We start from the raw sequence: 20,635 nt of genomic DNA, 5'->3' as shown, positions 1-20,635 counted from the left end.
GGGTCAGTCGCGGTCGGTCCGGGGTTCGTCGACCTCCCCGTCGGCGGCCGATCCGGCGCTGTCGGCGCCGAACTCGAATCCGTCGGCGTCGCGGTCGGCCGTCTCCTGGGTTTCGCTGGCCGTCTCTTGGGTTTCGCCGGCCGTCACTCGGGTTTCGTCGGCCGTCTCTTGGGTTTCGCCGGCCGTCTCTCGGGTTTCGTCGGCCGTCTCTTGGGTTTCGCCGGCCGTCTCTCGGGTCTCATCGGTCGAGGCGTCGTCGACCGAGGCGTCGTCGGAACCGGCGCGCTCCTCGCCACCGGTTTCCCCGACGTTGCGGTCGGCCGCGTCGCGGTCGACGGTGACGCCGTCGCCGTCCGTCCCGGTGACGCCGTCGCCGTCCGTCCCGGTGTCTCCGTCGCGGTCTGCCCCGGTGTCGCCGTCCGCCCCGGCGTCGTCGCCGAGCAGCGAGACGGCCATCAGTCGGGCGCCGGACGCGATCAGGTTCGTGAGGTGGAGTCCGATCAGCACGCCGACGATCCCGAGTCCCGTCGCGAGGGCGGCTTCGGGAGCGGTGTCGACGGCCCACACCAGCGGCTCACCGTTCAGTTCGCCGAACTCCGGGGAGTAGGGGTATCGGACCGGCGCGGCGACGAGCGGGAGCGCGCTCGCGAGGACGGCGAGCGGCGCGAACGCCAGCAGCGTGACCCAGAACTTCAGCGAGACGAAGCCGAGTCCCCGCCACGTCGACGGCGCCGCGAGGTACGCGCGAACCGTCGCGACCGCGCCCGCGGAGCCGTCGTCCGCGGCGGCGGGGAGGTCGTCCGGCGCGACAAGATCGGTCCCGAGCAGGCCGTTCGAGAGCCAGCGTTCCAGCCCGGCGACCAGCCGCGATCCGACGACGGCCGCGACCAGAACCCCGATCCCCACGAGGACGACCGAAAAGACGAGTCCGAACACGAGCGTGAACGAGACGAACCCCGAGTAGACGACCCACAGCGGGATCGCGATCAGCAGGTACAGCAGGTGGCGATACGTCCGGCCGTCGGCGATCACGCCGACGACGGGGAGGGCTGCGAGCGGTCGGAGGGAGACCATACCGCGACTGGTTCCGCGTCCGACAAAAATCGATCGCTCTCACGCGGGTGGTGCGCGGCGTCGCCTCGTCCCGGCGTGGCCGGCGGCGGCGACCGATTCAACCGAGGAAGAAGTCGATCGCGTTGCCGGACGACTGGCCCTTGTACAGCTCCGAGTAGCCGCACTCCGCGCAGGAGACGACGAGGAACTTGCGGTTCTGTACGTCGAACATCTTGGTGAGTCCCGTCCCGCTGGTGGCTATCTCGTCGGTCTCCGTCTCGGTGCCGCCGCACTTCGGGCAGCCGTCCCCGCCGTCGCCGCCGAGGGAAGCGGGGCGGTCGTCGTCGCGGGTGTCGGGGTTCGCGCCCGGTTCGTCACCGGCCGGTTCCGCCGCGCGGTCAGCGCTGTCACTCTCGTTTTCGATCAGTTCGTCGTCGTCAAAGACGGAGTACTCCGTCTCGTCGCTTTCGGAGGGCATCGTCCGTAGTTCCCGTACCGAGGACCAAACCTCTTGTGGCGCGCCGCATGTTTCCCTCCGACCGCGACTCCCCGTCCCGACGCTACTCGTCGATATCGTCGACGAGCTCGTCGGCGAAGCCGGTGTAGTCCGCCGGGGTCAGCGCCTTCAGCTCTCCGCGAACCTCCTCGTCGATGTCGAGCTCGTCGAACAGCTCGCGGAAGTCGTCGAGCGTCACCGACCGGCCGCGAGAGAGCGCCTTCACGCGCTCGTAGGCCTCGGTGTCGCCCTCGCGGCGCAGGATCGTCTGGACCGCCTCGCCGATCACCTCGGGGGTCGCGTCCAGCTCCTCGCGCATCACCGTCTCGTTCGGGACGACCTTTCCGAGTCCGTCGGCGGCCTTCGAGTAGCCGATCAGGCAGTGCGCGAGGGCCGCGCCGACGTTGCGCTTGACGGTTGAGTCGGAGAGGTCGCGCTGGAGGCGCGAGGTCGTCACGTAGTCGGCGAGGAAGGTGAGGTCGCTGTTCGCCTTCGAGAGGTTCCCCTCGCTGTTCTCGAAGTCGATCGGGTTCACCTTGTGTGGCATCGTCGACGACCCCGTCTCCCCCTCGACGGTCTCCTGCCCGAGATAGCGGTCGGAGACGTACAGCCACGCGTCGAGGTCCAGGTCGAGGAGGACGTTGTTGACGCCGCGGAGGGCGTCGAACAGTGCCGCGAGGTCGTCGCAGGGGTTCACCTGTGTCGCGAGCGCGGTGTGTTCGAGGTCGAGGTCGCGCACGAACGACTCGGAGAACCCCCGCCAGTCGACATCGGGGTAGGCGGCGCGGTGCGCGGCGTAGGTGCCCGAGGCCCCCGCGAGCTTTCCGGAGAGGTCCTCGTTCGCGACGACGACCCGGCCGAGCGCGCGGCCGAGCCGCGCGGCGTACACGGCCATCTCCTTGCCGAACGTGGTCGGCGTCGCGGGCTGGCCGTGGGTGCGCGCCAGCATCGGCGTGTCGCGGTGTTCGTGTGCCAACTCGACCAAGGCGTCGCGCACCTCGCGGACCGCGGGGACGATCACCTCGCTCACCGCGGGCTTGACGAGGAGCCGGTGCGCGAGGTTGTTCACGTCCTCGCTCGTCAGCCCGAAGTGGATCCACGGGTACAGCGACTCGGCGTCGTCGAGCGCGGCGTCGGCGCCCCCGTCCGTCCCGCTCTCGGCGAGCGCCGCCAGCCGGACGCGGAGGAAGTACTCGACCGCCTTCACGTCGTGGTTGGTCGCCTCGTACCCCGCGGCGCCCTCGGTCTCCAGCGCCTTGATCAGCCGGGCGTCCTCGGCGTCGAACCCCTCGTAGATCCCGCGGAGCGCCGCCTCGGTCCCCTCGTCGAACTGGATCGGCGTCGCGTCGAGTCCCCCCAGCGCGAGCAGGTACTCGACCTCGACGCGGGTCCGGGCGCGCATCAGCGCGGCCTCGCTCGCGTACGGGGACAGCGGCGCGGTCCGGCCGGCGTACCGACCGTCGAGCGGCGAGACGGCGGCGAGCGGGTCCGACCGGGACAGTCCGGCGATGGCGTCGGCCGCCGATCCGGGGCTGTCGGCCGTCGGTTCGGAGTCGTCGGTCATGTCCGCGACTGCCGCCGGAGCCAGCAAAAGCGTGTCGATGGGGCGACGCACGGACGTGGATCCGTTGCGCGCTCTCGGTGTATCGTAACCGCGTTCCGATCCGCAATTGTGGATACACTCGCGGCGCGGACCGCAATCGATATACCCGATCGGTCGGACCGTCAGGTATGAAGATCGCGGGACTCGCGAGCAACCGGGGACGGAACCTCAGACACATCGCCGACGCCGCGCCCGGCGGCGCGGAGCTGTCGGTCGTCCTGACGAACCGCGAGCAGGCGCCCGTGTTGGAGGCCGCGACGGAGCGCCGCGTTCCGACCGAGGTCGTCGAGCGCGACGAGGGGGAGTCGCGCGAGTCGCACGAGCGCCGGATCGTCGAGCGCCTCTCCGACTACGACGTCGACCTCGTCTGCCTGGACGGCTACATGCGCGTGCTGACCGACGCGTTCCTCGACGCCGTCCCGACGACGCTGAACGTCCACCCCTCGCTGCTCCCGTCGTTCCCCGGCACGGACGCTCACGAACAGGTGCTTTCGGCCGGCGTTCGGACGACCGGCTGTACGGTCCACGTCGTCACCGAGGAGGTCGACGCCGGCCCGGTCGTCACCCAGGAGCCGATCCCGGTGTACGAGGACGACGACGCCGACTCGCTGAAGGCGCGCGTCCTCCGCGAGGCCGAGTTCACGGCGTACCCGCGGGCGGTCCGCTGGTTCGCCGAGGACCGCGTGACCGTCGACCGCGACGCCGCCGGCGACCCCGTCGACGTCGCGGTCGAGGGCGACGTGGGAGGCGACTTCCCGGAGCGACGCTTCGTCTCCGAGGAGCGCGCCGCCTCGCTGCGCTACGGCGAGAACCCGCATCAGGACGCCGCGTTGTACGTCGACGACGGCTCCGAGGAGGCGAGCGTCGTCGACGCCGACCAGCTGAACCCCGGCGCGAAGGGGATGGGGTACAACAACTACAACGACGCCGACGCCGCGCTCGACCTCGTCAAGGAGTTCGACGACCCCGCGGCCGCGGTGATCAAACACACGAACCCCGCGGGCTGTGCGGTCGGGTCGGACCTCGCGGACGCGTACGACCGCGCGCTGCGCACCGACGCGAAATCCGCGTTCGGCGGCATCGTCGCCCTGAACCGCGAGTGCGACGCCGACACCGCGACCGCGGTCGCCGACTCCTTCAAGGAGGTCGTCGTCGCGCCCGGCTACACCGACAGCGCGCTCGACGTCCTCCGCGAGAAGAAGAACCTCCGCGTGCTCGACGTCGGCCCGCTCGGCGAGGGCGAGGACCGATTCTCGGAGCGGTTCACCGAGAAGCCGGTGGTCGGCGGCCGCCTCGTCCAGGAGCGTGACCGCCAGTCGCCGACCGCCGACGACCTTGAGTTCGTCACCGAGCGCGAGCCGACCGACGAGCAGGTCGAGACGATGCTGTTCGCGTGGCAGACGCTGAAACACGTGAAATCGAACGGCATCCTCTTCGCGACCGGCACCGAGACGGTCGGCGTCGGGATGGGGCAGGTGTCGCGGGTCGACGCGGTCACGCTCGCGGCGATGAAAGCCGAGAAGGACGCCGAGGGGAAGTCCGCCGAGGGCGCGGTGATGGCCTCGGACGCCTTCTTCCCGTTCCCGGACGCGATCGAGGAGGCGGCCGACGCGGGCATCGAGGCCGTGATCCAGCCCGGCGGCTCCGTCAACGACGAGGACGTGATCGCCGCGGCCGACGAGCGCGACATGGCGATGGCGTTCACCGGGTCGCGCTGCTTCCGGCACGATTAGGGGTCGGATCGGTTCCGGCGGGAATCCGTTTCGTGGTCGTCCTCCCGCGGACGATAGCTACTCGCTGACGCTGTTGAGCGCGCTGTTGAGTTCGAAGAGCTCGCGGACGACACTGCTGTCCGCGACCCGGTACCGACGTGGCGACGTGTTCGGAACCTCCTCGATGAGTTCGACCTCACGCATGAGCTCGGTGTAGTTCCCGACGGTCTGGCGCGTGACCCCGGCGTGTTCCGCGAGTTCGGTCTTGTTGAACTCGCGGTTCGGCGGGAGATCGAGCAACGCGTCTACGAGAATCGGGATCGCATCGTGCTGTGTGAGGTACAGCCACCCGCTGGGGTGTGCTTTCCGGAGGTCCTTCTTTTCCCCGCGGTCGTTCGCGTGTTCCATGCCGCTCATACAGGCAGTCACCGTCTCGCCGTGTATAACTGTTTCCACCACCGGTAACGACAGTTAACAGGATTTATTACCAGATGGCCTCAGTCCCTCGCCATGGAGAAGCCGTCGGTGAAGTGCGCCCTCTTGGCGACGATGATCGCGAAACATAGGTGGGGGACGCCGATCACAGAGGAGGCGCTCCTCGATCTCTCGGCGATCGACGGCGACTACCCGACCGCGCGCGATGTCTACGCCGAACTTCGTAGCCAACCATACATCACGTACCGGGGAAACCGAGGGATCGAACTCGACAAAAGCAACTTCGACGACCTCGCGGACGTCCTCTACCACGAGTGCGGCTGGGAAGCCTGGGAGATAGACAGTCGTCTGAAACACTACGAGGGTATCGAGGACCACGAGTGGACGTGATGGTGACCGGACCGCCGTTTCTAAACCTCGACCACCTGAAACGATAACCCCACGCGGACCGCCGGATCTGAGGCGCTTTTTTCTCCGGGTCTCGTTGCCCCCGATCAGAGACGACCGTGGCGAAGTTCGGCAACTCGGTACGGCTGCTCGGGGACCGGGAGTTCGCGGCGCTCGCCGGGACCGCGTTCGCCCGCAGTCAGGCGTACTCGACGATCCTCATCGCGCTCGCGCTGTACGCGGATCTCTTCGGCACTACCGGGTTCGTCGAGGGCCTCTTCGGCACCGCCTTCGCGATCGTTCAGCTGGTCATCGTCCTCCCGCTGGGGCGGAAGGTCGACACCGGCAACGCGAAACGGTGGCTGCTCGGCGGCTTCCTGATCAACGTCGCCGTCTTCGTCGGGTTCGCCCTCGTCGACACCTCCGTCCACGTCATCCTCGTGCGGATGGTCCAAGGGCTGGGCGCGAGCGTCCTCTGGATCACGGGCGCGACGGTGATCGGCGAGATCAGCCCGGACGACGAGCGGGGGCGCTGGCTCGGCTCGTACAACCAGTTCGCCTCCTTCTCGTCGCTCGCGGGCGACCTGGTCGGCGGCTACCTCCTGTACGCCTACGGCTTCACCGAGACGTACCTCGTCTTGACCGTCGTCACGCTTGCCGCGTTCGCCCTCGTCTTCGCCTTCCTCCGCGACAACCCCGGCGGGCGGAAGGACCCCGAGGACGCGGGCGGAATAGAGACGTTCCGATCGCTGCTGGGTCTGCCAATGTTGCGCGCGCTCGTCTTCTTCCGGTTCACGTTCAGCGTCGGGAAGATGGCGGTGATCATCTTCCTCCCCATCTACGCGCGGACGACGTTCGGCATCTCCGCGTTCGCCATCGGCTGGATCATGGCCGGCGGGAAGCTGACGAAGGCGCTCACGCAGGGGTTCGTCGGCGACCTCACCGACCGCTACGAGCGCACCTATCTGTTCGTCGCGGTCGGCGCGCTCCTCTACGGCGTCGGCACCGCGATCATCCCGCTGGCGGCGTACTTCGAGGGGACCCTCTCGCCGGTCACCGTCTCCTATCTCGGCGACTCGCAGACGCTCGGCGGGGCCTTCTTCGCGCTGTTCGCCGCCTACTCGCTGCTCGGGATCGCCGACTCGATCCGCCTGCCGGCGAGCATGTCGCTGTTCGTCAGCGAGGGCGAGGCGTACGACTCCGTCGCGAGCGCGATGAGCCTGCGCTCCGTCTCGTGGAAGGTCGGGCAGGTCGTCGGGCCGGTGCTGGTCGGTACCACGATGGACTGGACGACCACCGAGACCGGGTTCCTGCTCGCGGCCGCGTTCATCGCGTTCGCGACCACCGGCTTCGCGTGGCAGGCGCGGGCGGCCCACCGCGCCAGCCGGGACCCCGGTCCAGCCGTCCCGAGCGACGACTGACCCCGACCCCGGCGCGGGGGTCGGCTCGGATTACAGCGTGTAGTCGTGATCGCCGGTTTCGGACTCTAAGAAGGCCGTCAGCAGATCGATCGTCGCCTCGACGTCGCCGCCGTCGGCGGTCTCGGTGACGGTGTGGAGGTACCGCGTCGGGATCGATATCGCGCCGACCGGCTTCGCGCCCGCGGTGTTCTGGAATCCCGCGGTGTCGGTGCCGCCCGCGGGCAACACCTCGTGTTGGTGATCGATCCCCTCGTCCTCGGCGACCTCGGTGAGGCGGCTATGGACTTTCGGACTGGTGATTACCGAGGAGTCCTTCAGCTTTACTGCGGTCCCCTCGCCGAGTTCGGTGACGGCGTCGGCCGCGTCGCCGACCTGCGGCACGTCGTTGGCGACGGTAACGTCGAGGGCGACGGCGAGGTCGGGGTCGATGTCGACGCCGAGCGCTTGTGCCCCTCGCAGCCCGACCTCCTCTTGGACCGTCGCCGCGAAGTGGACCGTCACGTTCGGGTCCTCGATCCGGCGGGCGGCCTCCAGGATCGCGAACAGGCAGATCCGGTCGTCGAGCGCCTTCCCCGTGATCCGGTCGCCCATGCGCGTCGTGGTCTGGTCGAGGGTGACGAGGTCGCCGACGCTCACCAGCTCGTCGACCGTCTCGGCGTCGCGCCCGAGGTCGATGTACACGTCTTTCACCTCGTCGTCCTTCTCCTTCTGCTCCTCCGTGAGCGTGTGCGGCGGGACGGAACCGATGACGCCGGTCAGGTCCTCGTCGCCGTGGACGGTGACGCGCTGCGCGCGCAGCACGCGGGCGTCGAACCCGCCCAGCGGGTCGACCTGGACGAACCCCTCGTCGGTGACGTGGCGGACCATGAAGCCGATCTCGTCCATGTGGGCGGCGACCGCGACCGAGTAGTCCGAGTCGCCCTCGATCGTCCCGACGACGTTCCCCATCGCGTCGCTCCGGACGCGGTCGACGCTCTCGGCGAACTCGCGGCGCACGACCTCGCGAACGTCGTCCTCGTAGCCGGGGACGCCGCGGGCCTCGGTCAGCTCTCGGAGCAGGTCGAAATCGAAGTCGAACTCGCGTGGCATACCGCGGACTGACCGCGCCAGCGACAAAGTTCCGCAGGATCCGGCACGGGCGTCGGGGTTCGGCGAAAGTCGAGTTGTCGACTCTGTCGAGGTCCCGTTCTTCAGATCTGTCGCGGTGATGAGATATTTAAATAACCGTGAACGACGCCGAGAATTGCTTATAAATCTCAGCGGTGGCGCGTGCCTGCGAGCGGCCGCCCTCGGCGGCCGCGAAGCAGCACGCGCGAGGGAGTCGGTCGCCCGAAGCGAAGCGAGGGCGACCGACGAGGCTGGGGAGGTGTGAGGTGCGGTGCCGTGGGGGGTGGGACTCAAAGGGGCAGTCGCGAGGGGTGCGCAGACGACGGAAGCACCGCAGCGAGGGAGCGAACGAGGTGAGTGACCGAGCGAGGAGCGCACCGAGTGTGCGCACCCCTCGCGGCTGGGGCTTTGGCGGTGTTCGCTGTCGATCCGACGGCAACTACTTATATGCGGGCGGACGGAGGATTTGGTGATGTTCCCCTTCGTCGCCGATCGTTTATAACTAGCCGGTGGGGTCTGTTGGAATCCTCAGAAAGCGACAGATGCTACCCTAATGCGGTCAGTACAGGGACTCACTGATTGCTCACCACAGTTATTGTATTTAAAAGTAAAACAGAGGTTATCCTTGTTGTATGAGTTCTTCTTTGAGTGCAGTTACCTTCTCCCCTTGAGTTGTGAATTCGCGGACATCAATCGTTGTCTTTCCAGAATGATACAGATATTCGAGAAAGGCATCACAGAACTTTCCCGGATGCTCAAAGTCATCTTGCTGGCCGAGGTGGTGTAGCTGCTGACCAATTGAAAGCTGATCTACCAAGCCTGCTTTCAGATATACCGCAAGAACAAGAATCGCATCATCATGTAGGACCTCCCGAGCTTTCTCAAATTGCTGTTCAAGTTTATTAGCGATAGATGCCCATGTCCGGTCACCAGCAATCCAACCACCACCCGCGTTCTCCATCTCTCCAAAAGCACCCTCGGGCGTACGTACATCAATCCAATATTCTTTATTATTCCATTCAACAAGTAGATCAAAATCCTTTCCAGAGTTGGTGTATTCTGCGTTCAGTGTTACTGTATCGTAGCTGAATACACGTCGAAAGTGCCACATGAGAAAAATTTCGGCAGTTGCTCTTGTGATATTTCCTTCCCGTATCTCACTTCCCCACTCTGCCACTGGATCATTAGCTCCTACATAGTCTAAGGAATTGTTTAGGTCCGCTAGCTCCTGTTCAGTAAGGATGTTTAATTCCCCAAGAACAGCATCTGTTTTGGCAACTGATTGTGCGAATTCGCGAATATGCTCATATGATTTAGCTTTTGACATGCTAGCACTTCATTATCCAGACATAAACACCTGAGGTCGTAATAAATCAACTAGGAACAACTCGCGCGTGTAGTGTACCGTAGATTCATGTGAACAATTCTCTAAAGAAGAGAATTTCAACAGAGCCCTAATTATGTATAACTCCTCATTCATTTTAAAACTCGAAGTAGAGTGGATATTCTCTTTCAGGATTCGTGTCAACAGACCATCGCAAATAGTGTGATGAGGAGGGCAATTGTGGAACGTCGAAAGGTAGTGTCAGAAATGAACGGGAATTAGAACGGATTGGGGTCGATCCGGGCGAGCGTAATTGGCTGTCATCCGTGAGTTGACTCCAGTCTACTTGATTTGGGAGGGAGCGAATATACGAATAGTTCTGGTCTGGTGTCCAGTAACTAAATTCACTCAAAGCAGGTTCTTCTTTATTTGTACCAACAAGACTCTCCCCCTCTAGCCTAATTTGAACAAATCGATCGTTTTCGGGTTCCAGCGATCTCAATTCTTCGGAGCGCGGATCATAATATCTTATTTCTTCTTCAACAGAGATACTTCCAGCCGTATACAGGATCTCTCTTGAAGATAGGAATTCTGTAACGATTTCACCGTCTGGTTCGACATCTTCTCCACCTCGATCTGACCTATCAGATCTAGTACAGCCAGAAATAACAGCGACTCCCATAGTTGCCAGATACCCTCGACGGTCCATATACTCATCACACAGGTAGAGTGATTATAATTTGATGGGATCGATCCAGACATGACGACAATATTCTGTTAAAAAGAGTTTCAACCGATGGTGTTGCTGAATAGAGACAGGAAATCTTCTGAAGATTAGGATTTCAGCAGAATTGTTCAGCCCTCACTCTCTAGTGACCGGATGTTCAATCCGGTTTTATATCCAAAACCGAAATTTAACGGGACCAGCCGCCGGAAACACCCGAAGACACGGACTCGATCCGGCTTCCAAGCAACGTCGCAACAGCAGACAACCCTAAATAAGTTTATCGTTGTTCCGCAACCCTTTTGCGGGCGCTCGCGGGATGGAGTGTGTATGAGCGACGTGAAAGCGGAACTCCGAGAACAGTTCTTAGACGCGTTCGGCGGCGCAGATTTCCCCGTCGAGAACCAGATGGACCTCGTCCCGGCGCTGCCGGACGGCCCGGCGACGAAGTTCGAGGCCGGCGACGTGAGCTTCACCGCCATGGAGATGGCAGCGAAGCTCGGCAGCGAACAGGAGTTCCCCTACGACAACGCCGAGGCGCTCGTCGACGACATCCTCGACGGGCTGGAAAAGAAAGGGATGATCTCGAGTCGGCCGGTTCGAAGCAAACTTCTCTGCCCGCGATCCGCAGTCCGCCGATCCGCGTCCGCCGAACCGAAGCGCTCCGCGTCTCGTAGCCGACGGGCCGGCGGGAGGTTGATTACCGCGGAGCCGTTACGGCGGGTGTGCTCGCCGACCTCACGAGTCTCTTTCCGCGGTGGGTCCTCTGGGGGATCGGTCTCGGGGCTGTCGCCACCGCGCTCGTCGCGCTCGCCTTTTACCTCGGGGACCGGTTCGTTCCGCCTCGCGCCGCGGCGGCCGGTCACCGCGGCGTCGCCGGCGACGAGCGCCGCCGCCGCGAGATCCGGACGTACCTGAACGCGGCCGGCGAGCGCTTCGACGAGGACCACGCGTTCGACGGCGTGGGGGTCCCCTTCTACCTCCCCGACCGCGGCGTCGCCATCACGTTCGACGCGCACGACTACTTCCGGCTGGAGGGCGAGGGCGTCTACACAGTCCTCTGTGAACACGAGATGCCGGGCCGCGGGCTGGGTCGTCGGCTCCCGTTCGACGTTGACGAACCCGACTGGGCGTCCGCGAACGACTCGGATAGGGGTCGTTCCGGCTCCGGCCGCTTCGGCGGCGACCGATTCGGGACCGACCGATCCGCCGGGCGGTCGACCGCGCGCGGTCCCGCCGGCCGAGCCGACCCCGTCGGCGACGCGTTCGACGAACTCGGCGTCTCCCGCGATGCCGACCTCGACGCGGTGAAGGGCGCGTACCGCGAGCGCGTCAAGGAGACGCACCCGGACCAGGGCGGCGACGAGGAGTCGTTCCGGCGCGTCCGCGAGGCGTACGCGACCGCCCGCAACCACGTCGACGGCGGTCCGGCCGACCGCGACGCGGAGCGCCGCCGCGAGCGCTCGACCGGGTACGGCCGGTGACGGGACCGGAGGCCGACGCCGGGGACGGAGCCGAAATCGGGGCCGCGACCCCCTTCTCTGACGTCGCCTACGCGGAGCGCGCGGTCTACCTCCCCGCGCACGACGCGCTCGTCGTCGCCGACCTCCACGTCGGGCGCGGCGAGGCCTCCGCCGTCTCGCTCCCGCTGGGCGAGCGCGCGGACCTCGCCGACCGCCTCGGCGCCCTCCTCGACCGGTTCGACCCCGAGACGGTCGTCGTCGCCGGCGACGCCGTCCACACGTTTGAGCGGGTCACCGACCGCGCCGCCGAAACACTTCGCGCGCTCCGCGAGGCGTGCTCGGCTCGGGGCGCGGCCCTCGAACTCGTCGCCGGCAACCACGACGCCGCGCTCGCGACCGCGTGGGACGGCCCGGTTCGGGAGGCGCTCGCCATGGAGGACGGGGGCGATTCTACCGAGTTGCCGCGAACCACGATCGTCTGTCACGGTCACGAACCGCCGTCGACCCCGGCCGACCGGTACGTGATCGGCCACGTCCACCCGACGATCGAGATCGAGGGGGACCGCCGGCCCTGCTTCCTCTCCGGCGCCGGAACGTACCGCGGGTCCGACCTCCTCGTGTTACCCGCGTTCACCCGCCTCGCCGCCGGCGTTCCGGTCAACGACGCGGCGACGGCGGGGCTGGAGTCGCCGCTCGTCGGGGACGCGGCCGCGCTCGCTCCGGTCGTGTACGACTCAGACCGGGCGGAGCCGCTCCGGTTCCCGCCGCTCGGGGAGTTCGACCGCCTGCTGTGAGGGCGGCGCGGACGATGCCCTGAGCGGGGGTGCGTCGCTGCCATCAGGGACCGGGAGGTGCGCCGCCGCCTCCCCGGACGAGGGCGCCGTGACGAACGTTTATGTGAATTCCGCGTGATCTTTTCACGCATGGAAGCAGCCAGGCTCCACGAGTACACGGACGACATGAGCGAGGGACTCGCGATCGACGAGGTCGACCGGCCGGCGGCGACGGGACCGGACGACGTGATCGTCGAGGTCGAGGGGGCGGGGTGGTGCCAGACGGACAACCACATCATCGAGGGGATGTGGGCCGAGTACGTCCCCCAGGAGCTGCCGATGACGCTCGGCCACGAGAACGCCGGAACCGTCGTCGAGACGGGCGACAACGTCGACCTGGTCTCCCCGGGCGATCCGGTGATCTGTCACCCGGTCCAGACCTGCGGGACGTGTCGCCCGTGTCGGCTCGGCGAGACGATGTACTGCGAGAACGACGCGTTCAACGGGCTCACCACCGACGGCGGCTTCGCCGAGTATCTCCACACCAGCGAGCGCTCGGTGATCCCGCTGCCGGACGGCGTCGACCCGGTCGACATCGCGCCTCACGCCGACGCCGGCATCACCGCGTACCACGCCGTCAAGAAGGCGGTCGCGGAGCTGAACCCCGGCGACCACGCGGTCGTCGTCGGTGTCGGCGGGCTGGGGCATATCGGACTTCAGTGCCTCGACGCGATGAGCGCGGCGCAGATCACGGCGGTCGACCTGAAGGAGTCGGCGCTCGATCTGGCCGACGGGTACGGCGCCGACCACCTGGTGAACCCGAGCGAGGAAGACGTTCCCGCCGAGATCGAGGCGATCACGGACGGCACGGGGGCGACGCAGGTGCTCGACTTCGTCGGCGAGGACGTGACGACCTCCTACGCGCCCGATATCACCGCCGCCGGCGGCGACCACCACATCATCGGCTACGGCGGGCACGTCCACGAGCCGTCGCAGGCGCTGGTGGACGGCGAGTTCTCCTTCGTCGGGAACATCGTCGGCCGGTACGCGGAGCTGCAGGAGCTCGTCGCGCTCGTCGAACAGGGCGATGTCGACCTCCACACCAGCCGGTACGAACTCGGCGAGATCAACACGGTGGCCGAGAAGCTCGAACACCGCGAGATCGACGGGCGCGCCGTCATCACGCCCTGAGCGGGTCGCCATCGCCCTGAGCGGACCTCGACCGTCCTGAGCGGATCCCCACCGTCCTGAGCGGATCCCCGACCGGCGAACCGCGCCGCGGGCCCACGGAAGACTTTTACCGATCGTTTCGAACTTCCACGTTATGGACCGCAGAGCCCTCCTCACAGCGATCGGCGGATCCGTCGCCGGCGGAACCGGCGTCGCGATCTCCGGGTGCGTCGGCGAGACCGGTACGGACCCGGCGACGAACGGGACCGACGACGCGTCGAACGGGACCGACGACGAGCGATCGGACGAGGCCGACGGACCGACCGCGTCGCTCGACGTCGAGATCCGGACGGTGCCCCACGTCGTTACCGCCTACGAGCCGTCGCCAAGCCGCGGGATCGACCCGGACCACGTCGTCCCCGAATCGGATATTCCGGACGCGCTGCGCGACCCGCTCGCCGCGGCGCGCGACGGCGGGTTCGAGACCGACGACCCGAGCGACGCGCTGCTGGCCGCGGTCGACGAGTTCCGCGTCTACGACCGCGGCGAGCTGAAGCCGTACGTCGAGATCGACGGGACGCGCTACGCGTTCGACCCGACCCTCCCGACGTTCACCGCGGAACTCCTCGACGAGGAGGCCGACGACTACGACGAGGACCGCGTCCTCCGCGAGGCGGGACAGCGCGACGACCTCCGCTCCGACGCGGTCGAGACGTTCGTACACGCGCTGACGGCGTACGGAACGAACGTTGCCCGCGGGGAGTACCGTCGGTGCGTCCGCCCGGAGTCGGTCGCGGCGTTCCTCGATGAGTACGACTACCTGGAGGACCAGTTCGGAATCTGCCGGATCCGCACGGGCGTCGAGAACGACGACCCGCCGTACGGGATCGCGGCGCGCGAACTGACCGAGGGCGACATGTGGGATCGTCAAGTGGTCGACGAGTCGGAACTCGACGCGGAGCTGGTCACCTTCTTCGAGCGCACGCTGGCGTCAGAACACCGGGTACCCGCGCTGCCGGGCGACGACCGCAGCCAGCTCTTCGCCGACGACGTGCCGGACGCCTACGAGGCGTTCGCCGCGGAACGCGACGAGCAGGTCTACTATCGGATCGACGGGACTGTGTACGACGTCGCCGTCGGCGAGTCGATGTACGACCGCCTCCCGGTGTCGGTCTCGGTCGCGCCGAGCGAGGACGCGCCCCGCGAGTTCACGCTCACCGTTGCGCCGGCCCCCGAGAACGCCGACGGCGACGCCGAGGGACCGTACACGTTCACGAGCCGCGGCGCGCTGCCGAGCGCCCTCTGGACCTTCCACGACGTCGAGCGGCGCTCGCTGGAGATTGTCGAGACCGCGGGGGTCGAGGGACCACAGCCGACCCGCAGCGACGGCGAGGCGTTGGAGTCGCTCGACGCGGGCGACGAGATGGTCGCGACGTACGCGGTCTCGGAGTCGCTTCCCGCGGGGATGTACGTGAGCCGCGGCCTGTTCGGGGTCTCCTGGGGTGTCCCGGAGCAGACGCCGGACGAACACGGGGCGTACCCGTTCGAGCTGCGGATCGCGGTCGAGTGAGCGAGACCGGTTCTCCGCGGTCGACCGGGCGGGATAGACCGTCACGTCGACCGAGACGATCCAGCGAGGTGGACGCGGTCGCGGAGGAGACACAAGTCGACGCTTCACCCACGGGAAGGGCTTTAGCAGGTGTTCGCCAACTTCCGGGTATGGTTTCGGTTCTTCGCCCCGACTCCGACGCCTCGAACCCACGGCGGTGGTCGCTTCTCGCCGGCGGCTACGCGTTCGCCTGCGGGGCGATCACCGCTGGTCTGCTGTCGACCCTCCTCAGCCTCTTCGCAGAAGTCGTCGGCCTCCCGCCGTCGTTCCCGGTGCCCCTCCTCGCGGCGCCGGCGCTCCTCGTCGGCACCGCGGTCTGGTGGCTGCTCGTCGAACGCCGGGCGACGTACACCTATCCGGCCGGGATCGCGTTCGGGGCGCTCACGGCCCTCGTCACCGGACTCTGCTGGACCGCGTGGTTCCTCGTCGTCTGGAGCGTCGACCTGCTCGCCGCGGGTCCGACCCCGCTCCTCGTCGGTCTCGTGTTCGCGCTGACGACGGCCGCCGGAGCGCTGATCGGTCCCCCGATTGTCTTCGCTCGCCGGCGGTACGGGGCGCGTTGAGTTGAGACGCGTTCGCGACGCGCGAGGCGGCGAACACGACTCCCCCGCTACAGGTACTCTCCAGCCGTCTCGGCCCCCTTCCGACCGCTCTCAAGCGCGCCCTGTATCGACGACCACTCCGTGTAGTCGCCGGCGAGGACGATCGGTCCCTCCGGGTCGTCGGGAGCCGGGAGTGTCTCGTGAACCCCGGGCGGCTGCGCGAACTGCGCGAACCGGATCCGGTGGACGTCGAGGGTCTCCAGCCCCGCGAACTCGCGCTCGGGGAACCACGCCGCCAGCGCGTCGCGCACGTCGCCGCGGAGCGCGTCGGCGTCGCGGTCGAGCGCGTCCTCGCCGAGGAACGTCGCCGCGAGCAGCGCGCGGTCGTCGGGCGCGTACTCGGGCGCGACCTCCGACATCGGGACCACGGCGTTGGGTGATTCGTCGGCGGCGTTGAGCAGGATCCGCCCACCCGTCTCGAACGACTCACCGGCGGGGAGCGCGTACCACCCCGTGACGTTCGGCACGCCCTCGGTCGGAACCGACTCGACGCCGGTGAGTCGCCGGGACTCCGGCGGCGAGGTCGCGACGACGACCGCGTCCGTCTCGCGGCTCGAGCCGTCCGCGAGTTCGACGGTCGCGCCCTCCGCTTCGGCCTTGCCGGTCCGGAACGGGATCCGGCCTTCCCCCGCGATCCGAATCGACTCCACGTCCTCGCCGGTCCGGATCTCGACGCCGGCGTCGCGGGCGCGGTCGGCGAGCGCGGCGGGGAGCGCGGCCATCCCGTCGGCGGGGACGCCGATCGACCCGCGGCCCATCGCGCGGAACGTGTACTCGAAGACGTGCTTCGAGGTCGACAGCGACCGGTCGAGGGTGATCCCGCCGTAGAACGGCTCCACGAAGTTCGTTACGTAGTCGTCTGCGAACCCCCAGTCGCGGAGGTACTCGCGGATCGGCGCGTCCGGCCCGGCGAAGAGCTCCTCCTCGTCGCGGTTCTCGAGGTCGTACCGGAGCGCGAGCGTCCGGAGCTTGTCGGAGAAGGAAACCTCGTCGTTCAAAAGCGACGGGACCGCGGAGCGCGGGTCGCGGAGGGGGTCCCCGAGGACCGAGCGCGATCCGGGTCGACAGATCGTCGCGCCCGGGGCGAACGTCCGGAGGTCGAGTTCGTCCAGCCCGTCGGGTCCCAGTTCGCGCTCGACGGCGGGGTAGCTCGAAAACAGCACCTGAAAGCCGCGGTCGAGGGTGAAGCCGTCGACCGTCTCGGTTCGCACGCGCCCGCCGACCTCGGGCCGTCGTTCGAGAAGCGTCGCGTCCGCGCCCGCCTCGGCCAGCCGCGTCGCGGCGACCAGCCCCGCCAGCCCGCCGCCGACGACCGTGGCGTCTCCGTTCATACGTGAGGTATCGGGTCGCGGGTTTATAAGCGGCGGCGGGACTCGCTCGCGGGCAGCCGAGCGGACTGACCGTGGGGTAGAGACCAACGCGACGCGCCGATAAACCCGCTACGACGATACGAAACGCTCGGGCGTGACGATCAGCAATTTCACGAGACGGAGAGTAAAACGTCCAATACAGCAGTTTTCTAACGCCAACTATTGGGTGAAATCCACGTGACGTATACCAGGTAGGCTGCTCCGAGCACAAGCCCGTACCAACCCAGATTCGAGGTGAGATGCGCGGGGCTATCGTGAACTGCCGCCGCCGTCCACGCAGTCACCACATTAGGTGCGCCGTACGTGAAGACGAACTCCGATAGCAGCGGGTCCGGGCACCACAAGTGAACACCGAGAAGCGCACCAGCAACCTGAGGAGTGCGGCTCCATCACGGTAGTGGGTCTGGTTTCGTGAGGTTGGTAACCGTCTGTCCATGACGGTCATCGCTGTTGAACGCTTGATTCACAGTAGTCCCCTCAAAACACTATTGTCTCCGACTCAATCGGCGGCGGCGGGGGTTCCTCAGTAAAGGCGTAATAAATTAGTGGCTCTGATGAAACTCTATCCTTCGTATATATAATCAAATAAAAAAACTCGTCGTTGAAAGGTACAAACGGAACACCAGCATCCTGTCAATAATATTATTTGGGACCACAAAAAACTTGTATCAATAAAAAATATATCGAATATGAACGGAATACATCTCGGTCTTGTTGGGTTAAATACCTCAATAGTTGGTGGGTTCTGGATCATTAGTACAGAATTCACAACTGCTTCTGTTACAAATCTTCATCACATCTTACTCTGGGGTGGATTGATACTTACACTCGTAAGCCTATTTCTCCCCTCCCAAAGTGGAATCGGTGAGTAATTCGGAAGGTGAGCTCGGGCGACTCCCCCGAAGGGGCGGACAGATCGGACCCCTGACGCTCTGAGTAGTCGCGAACGGCGGCGGGACGAGTCCGTCGCGGTGACCACGCTTTTGTTCGGACCGGTCGCATTCGGTCTGTGGATCGAGTCGAACTCGGCCGGTGGCTCTCCCTCGCCCTCGTCCCGCTCGGCGTCTGGCTGTTCGTCGGCGGTCCGATCGCGAGCGCCGCGCTCGGCGTGCCGGTCGTCCTGCTCGGGCTGACCGGATTCGGGCTGTCGGATCGACTGTTCGACCCGGACGCCGCCTCGTCGGAGGGTGGCGTCGACGCGCGGGCCGCGGATCTCGTTCAACTCGGCGCGGCGCTCCTCGTCTTCGGGCTTCTCACCGTCGCCTCGGGTCGGTTCGAGTCCGTCTCGGTCGTCATCGCTTCGCTCCGGTCGCCGGGGGCTTCCGCCTTCGTCGCCGTCCTCGCCGGAGCGTTTCTCGGCGGCGGAATGGCGGTTCTCACGTACCGATGGGGTCGGCTCCGCGCCGTGAGTCAGACGATTTGGTTCCGAGCGGTCGGCGGCGCCGCCACGTTCGGGACGCACCTCGCGCTCCTCGTTGCGGCGCCCTCGTCGGCGTTCCTGTACGCCGCCGTGTACGCGACCGGTCGGCTGATCGCGCTCTTCCGACTGCCACCCTCCTCGCGGTGGTGAGGCCCCGGAACCGGTGAGAGGTCCGGATGCGGCATTGTCGCGGTCTCGGACTCCGGCATTTATATACCGAGGATCGACGCGAACGCTCCCGAAACCCCAGCCGTTCGCTTATAAATACTCGACGACGGATCAGCGGTGACCACTTCCAAAGCCCCAGCCGCGAGAAGGCCGTACGCTCGCTGTCGTTCGAAAGGCGCTTCGCGCCTTTCGTGATGATGAGACGCCAAAGGCGTCTCGAACCATGCTCCTCGCTCAGTCACTCCGTTCCTTCGCTGCGGTGCTTACGTCGCCTACGGCCTCCTCGCGGCTGCCCCTTTGAGTCCCGCCCCGCACAGCACCGCAGCCTCACGCCTCCCCAGCCTCGCGGCTCGTTCGGGGCTCCCTGCGGTCGCCCCTCACTCACCGCGTCCCTCGCGCGTGCTGCTCGCGGCCAAGGGCCGCTCGCAGGCACGCGCCACCGCGTTGTTGTGGTGTCAGTCTGCCGGCGGTCCAGTTCCGAGTGCGAAGCGATTAGTCGCCGCCGCCGCAAGGTTCGGTATGGAGACGACCGAGACCACGCCGGCGTTTCGCGGTTTAAAGAGTCGGGCGTCGGGACGCGTTCACGAGACCGCCGACGCGGCGGAAATCGACGGCGACGAGCGGGCGCGGGGACTCGACCCCGTCTACGACTACGACGCGGTCGACCCGGACGCGCTGTTCGACCCCGCTGCCCGCGGCGCGAGCGGCGACGCGCGGACCGCGCCCGCGACCGCCCGCGGCCACTGGCGGTTCGACGCGCTCCTCCCTTTCCCGGCCGCGGACGCGCTCACCGCGGGCGAGGGCGGCACGCCGCTCGTCGCCACCGAACGGCTCGCGGACGAGTTGGACGTCGATGCCGTGTACGTCAAAGACGAGGGGCGGAACCCGACGGGGACCGTCCTCGACCGCGGCCTCTCGCTGGCCGTGACCGCGGTGGCGGGGCGGGCGGCCGACGGCGCGGACGTCGAGCCGCTCGTCTGCGCGAGCCCGGGCAACGCCGGGCAGTCGATGGCGGCGTACGCGGGCCGGGCGGACCTGCGCTCGTACTCCTTCGTCCCCTCGCGGTGCGCGTTCTCGAACAAGTCGATGACGAACGTCCACGGCGGCGAGATGCGCGTGGTCGGCGGGCGCTTCCCGGACGCCGCCGCGGCGGTCGACGAGCAGCTGGAGACCGAGTACACCGACCTCGCGGAGTTCGTCACGCCGTACCGCCACGAGGGCGCGAAGACGGTCGCCTTCGAACTCGTCGCGGACCTCGGAGACGCCCCCGACGTCGTCGTCGTCCCGACCGGCTCCGGCGAGGTTGTCGCCGGCGTTTATAAGGGATTCGACGAACTCGACCGGATCGGCGCGATCGACGGGACTCCGAAGATCGTCGCCGCGCAGGCGTCGGGCTGCGCCCCGATCGCGGCCGCGGTCGAGCGCGGCCTCGACGGCCCGGAGCCGTGGGGCACGCCGGACACCATCTGCGGCGAACTGGAGATCCCGGACCCCGCGGGCGGCGCCGCGGCCGTCGAGGCGGTCACGGAGAGCGGCGGGACCGCGGTCGGCGTCGACGACGACGAGGTCCTCGCGAGCGCGGTCGCCGTCGCGCAGAACGAGGTCGTCGAGATGGGCGCGGCGGGCGGCGCGGCCCCCGCCGGCGCGTGGGCGCTCGCCGAGGCGGACTTCTTCGACGGCGACGAGACCGTCGTGCTGCTCAACAGCGACGCCGGGCTGAAGACGCCCGACATCCTCCGCAGCCACCTGATGGGGCAGGGAATTTAAAAGGAAGCGCCGATCCGCGGCGGAATCGGAG

17 protein-coding genes and 1 pseudogene are annotated in these 20,635 nt (G+C 66.8%); 11 read left to right on the top strand and 7 right to left on the bottom strand.

Features of this window, described 5'->3' with window-relative positions; all coding sequences use genetic code 11:
- Positions 1-3: 3 nt before the first annotated feature.
- The 3 genes from ACODNG_RS03860 to purB form a co-directional block, all read right to left on the bottom strand.
- Positions 4-1,074: a sensor domain-containing protein gene (locus ACODNG_RS03860; protein WP_434522502.1), complete on the bottom strand. Its 1,071-nt coding sequence runs from the start codon at positions 1,072-1,074 to the stop codon at positions 4-6.
- A 97-nt stretch (positions 1,075-1,171) separates the two neighbouring features.
- Positions 1,172-1,531, bottom strand: coding sequence for a zinc ribbon domain-containing protein (locus ACODNG_RS03855; protein ID WP_434522501.1), 360 nt, complete (start codon positions 1,529-1,531; stop codon positions 1,172-1,174).
- A gap of 82 nt (positions 1,532-1,613) precedes the next feature.
- On the bottom strand, positions 1,614-3,113 hold the full coding sequence (gene purB, locus ACODNG_RS03850) for an adenylosuccinate lyase (protein ID WP_434522500.1): 1,500 nt from the start codon (positions 3,111-3,113) through the stop codon (positions 1,614-1,616).
- Between the two features lie 167 nt (positions 3,114-3,280).
- On the opposite strand from purB, the gene purN reads away from it, so the two are divergent.
- The gene (purN, locus tag ACODNG_RS03845) at positions 3,281-4,885 is read left to right on the top strand and encodes a phosphoribosylglycinamide formyltransferase (protein ID WP_434522499.1); all 1,605 of its coding nucleotides are present in this window, start codon (positions 3,281-3,283) and stop codon (positions 4,883-4,885) included.
- A 57-nt stretch (positions 4,886-4,942) separates the two neighbouring features.
- Here the strand turns inward: purN and ACODNG_RS03840 are convergent, their stop codons facing one another.
- Complete coding sequence (locus ACODNG_RS03840; RefSeq protein ID WP_434522498.1) at positions 4,943-5,281, bottom strand: hypothetical protein; 339 nt, start codon at positions 5,279-5,281, stop codon at positions 4,943-4,945.
- Between the two features lie 93 nt (positions 5,282-5,374).
- Between ACODNG_RS03840 and ACODNG_RS03835 the strand changes: the two genes are divergently transcribed.
- Together ACODNG_RS03835 and ACODNG_RS03830 are read left to right on the top strand one after the other, a co-directional pair.
- Positions 5,375-5,689, top strand: coding sequence for a hypothetical protein (locus ACODNG_RS03835; protein ID WP_434522497.1), 315 nt, complete (start codon positions 5,375-5,377; stop codon positions 5,687-5,689).
- 116 nt (positions 5,690-5,805) lie between these two features.
- Positions 5,806-7,107: an MFS transporter gene (locus ACODNG_RS03830; protein WP_434522496.1), complete on the top strand. Its 1,302-nt coding sequence runs from the start codon at positions 5,806-5,808 to the stop codon at positions 7,105-7,107.
- A 30-nt stretch (positions 7,108-7,137) separates the two neighbouring features.
- On the opposite strand, the gene ACODNG_RS03825 is transcribed toward ACODNG_RS03830, so the two are convergent.
- Positions 7,138-8,196 (bottom strand): M42 family metallopeptidase, encoded by a 1,059-nt coding sequence (locus ACODNG_RS03825; RefSeq protein ID WP_434522495.1) that lies wholly within the window; start codon positions 8,194-8,196, stop codon positions 7,138-7,140.
- Between the two features lie 637 nt (positions 8,197-8,833).
- Positions 8,834-9,541 carry a hypothetical protein gene (locus tag ACODNG_RS03820; RefSeq protein WP_434522494.1) on the bottom strand — a complete coding sequence of 236 codons (708 nt, stop codon included), beginning with the start codon at positions 9,539-9,541 and terminating at the stop codon, positions 8,834-8,836.
- 1,051 nt (positions 9,542-10,592) lie between these two features.
- Here ACODNG_RS03820 and ACODNG_RS03815 point away from each other — a divergent pair.
- From ACODNG_RS03815 to ACODNG_RS03790, 6 genes and pseudogenes are all read left to right on the top strand, one after another.
- A pseudogene (locus ACODNG_RS03815) lies at positions 10,593-10,847 on the top strand (MTH865 family protein); the annotation flags it as partial.
- Between the two features lie 140 nt (positions 10,848-10,987).
- Positions 10,988-11,746, top strand: a complete 759-nt coding sequence (locus tag ACODNG_RS03810; protein ID WP_434522493.1) for a J domain-containing protein — start codon at positions 10,988-10,990, stop codon at positions 11,744-11,746.
- Complete coding sequence (locus tag ACODNG_RS03805; RefSeq protein WP_434522492.1) at positions 11,743-12,519, top strand: metallophosphoesterase; 777 nt, start codon at positions 11,743-11,745, stop codon at positions 12,517-12,519. Before ACODNG_RS03810 ends, ACODNG_RS03805 begins: the two co-directional genes overlap by 4 nt.
- Before the next feature lie 129 nt (positions 12,520-12,648).
- A complete protein-coding gene (locus tag ACODNG_RS03800; RefSeq protein WP_434522491.1) occupies positions 12,649-13,689 on the top strand; it encodes an NAD(P)-dependent alcohol dehydrogenase in 1,041 nt (346 codons plus the stop codon).
- Positions 13,690-13,822: 133 nt separating this feature from the next.
- Positions 13,823-15,238, top strand: coding sequence for a hypothetical protein (locus tag ACODNG_RS03795; protein ID WP_434522490.1), 1,416 nt, complete (start codon positions 13,823-13,825; stop codon positions 15,236-15,238).
- 149 nt (positions 15,239-15,387) lie between these two features.
- On the top strand, positions 15,388-15,840 hold the full coding sequence (locus ACODNG_RS03790; protein WP_434522489.1) for a hypothetical protein: 453 nt from the start codon (positions 15,388-15,390) through the stop codon (positions 15,838-15,840).
- 47 nt (positions 15,841-15,887) lie between these two features.
- Here ACODNG_RS03790 and ACODNG_RS03785 read toward each other — a convergent pair whose 3' ends face one another.
- Entirely contained in the window at positions 15,888-17,210 is a 1,323-nt protein-coding gene (locus ACODNG_RS03785) for an NAD(P)/FAD-dependent oxidoreductase (RefSeq protein WP_434522488.1), read from the bottom strand.
- Positions 17,211-18,258: 1,048 nt separating this feature from the next.
- On the opposite strand from ACODNG_RS03785, the gene ACODNG_RS03780 reads away from it, so the two are divergent.
- Positions 18,259-18,819: a hypothetical protein gene (locus ACODNG_RS03780; protein ID WP_434522487.1), complete on the top strand. Its 561-nt coding sequence runs from the start codon at positions 18,259-18,261 to the stop codon at positions 18,817-18,819.
- Positions 18,820-19,356: 537 nt separating this feature from the next.
- Positions 19,357-20,604 (top strand): pyridoxal-phosphate dependent enzyme, encoded by a 1,248-nt coding sequence (locus ACODNG_RS03775; protein ID WP_434522486.1) that lies wholly within the window; start codon positions 19,357-19,359, stop codon positions 20,602-20,604.
- The last annotated feature ends 31 nt before the right edge of the window (positions 20,605-20,635 follow it).

Origin of the sequence: Halorubrum sp. AS12, assembly GCF_051122765.1 — an archaeon.
Taxonomy (GTDB): Archaea; Halobacteriota; Halobacteria; order Halobacteriales; family Haloferacaceae; genus Halorubrum; species Halorubrum trapanicum.
The sequence above is the reverse complement of the archived record's forward strand: the minus strand, read 5'-3'. Positions and strand labels throughout refer to the sequence as shown.

What these genes read in the sequence shown, in the direction of transcription:
- ACODNG_RS03860 (WP_434522502.1), bottom strand. Translation starts at nt 1,074, where the DNA reads ATGGTCTCCCTCCGACCGCTCGCAGCCCTCCCCGTCGTCGGCGTGATC.
- ACODNG_RS03855 (WP_434522501.1), bottom strand. Translation starts at nt 1,531, where the DNA reads ATGCCCTCCGAAAGCGACGAGACGGAGTACTCCGTCTTTGACGACGAC.
- purB (WP_434522500.1), bottom strand. Translation starts at nt 3,113, where the DNA reads ATGACCGACGACTCCGAACCGACGGCCGACAGCCCCGGATCGGCGGCC.
- purN (WP_434522499.1), top strand. Translation starts at nt 3,281, where the DNA reads ATGAAGATCGCGGGACTCGCGAGCAACCGGGGACGGAACCTCAGACAC.
- ACODNG_RS03840 (WP_434522498.1), bottom strand. Translation starts at nt 5,281, where the DNA reads ATGAGCGGCATGGAACACGCGAACGACCGCGGGGAAAAGAAGGACCTC.
- ACODNG_RS03835 (WP_434522497.1), top strand. Translation starts at nt 5,375, where the DNA reads ATGGAGAAGCCGTCGGTGAAGTGCGCCCTCTTGGCGACGATGATCGCG.
- ACODNG_RS03825 (WP_434522495.1), bottom strand. Translation starts at nt 8,196, where the DNA reads ATGCCACGCGAGTTCGACTTCGATTTCGACCTGCTCCGAGAGCTGACC.
- ACODNG_RS03820 (WP_434522494.1), bottom strand. Translation starts at nt 9,541, where the DNA reads ATGTCAAAAGCTAAATCATATGAGCATATTCGCGAATTCGCACAATCA.
- ACODNG_RS03800 (WP_434522491.1), top strand. Translation starts at nt 12,649, where the DNA reads ATGGAAGCAGCCAGGCTCCACGAGTACACGGACGACATGAGCGAGGGA.
- ACODNG_RS03795 (WP_434522490.1), top strand. Translation starts at nt 13,823, where the DNA reads ATGGACCGCAGAGCCCTCCTCACAGCGATCGGCGGATCCGTCGCCGGC.
- ACODNG_RS03790 (WP_434522489.1), top strand. Translation starts at nt 15,388, where the DNA reads ATGGTTTCGGTTCTTCGCCCCGACTCCGACGCCTCGAACCCACGGCGG.
- ACODNG_RS03785 (WP_434522488.1), bottom strand. Translation starts at nt 17,210, where the DNA reads ATGAACGGAGACGCCACGGTCGTCGGCGGCGGGCTGGCGGGGCTGGTC.
- ACODNG_RS03775 (WP_434522486.1), top strand. Translation starts at nt 19,357, where the DNA reads ATGGAGACGACCGAGACCACGCCGGCGTTTCGCGGTTTAAAGAGTCGG.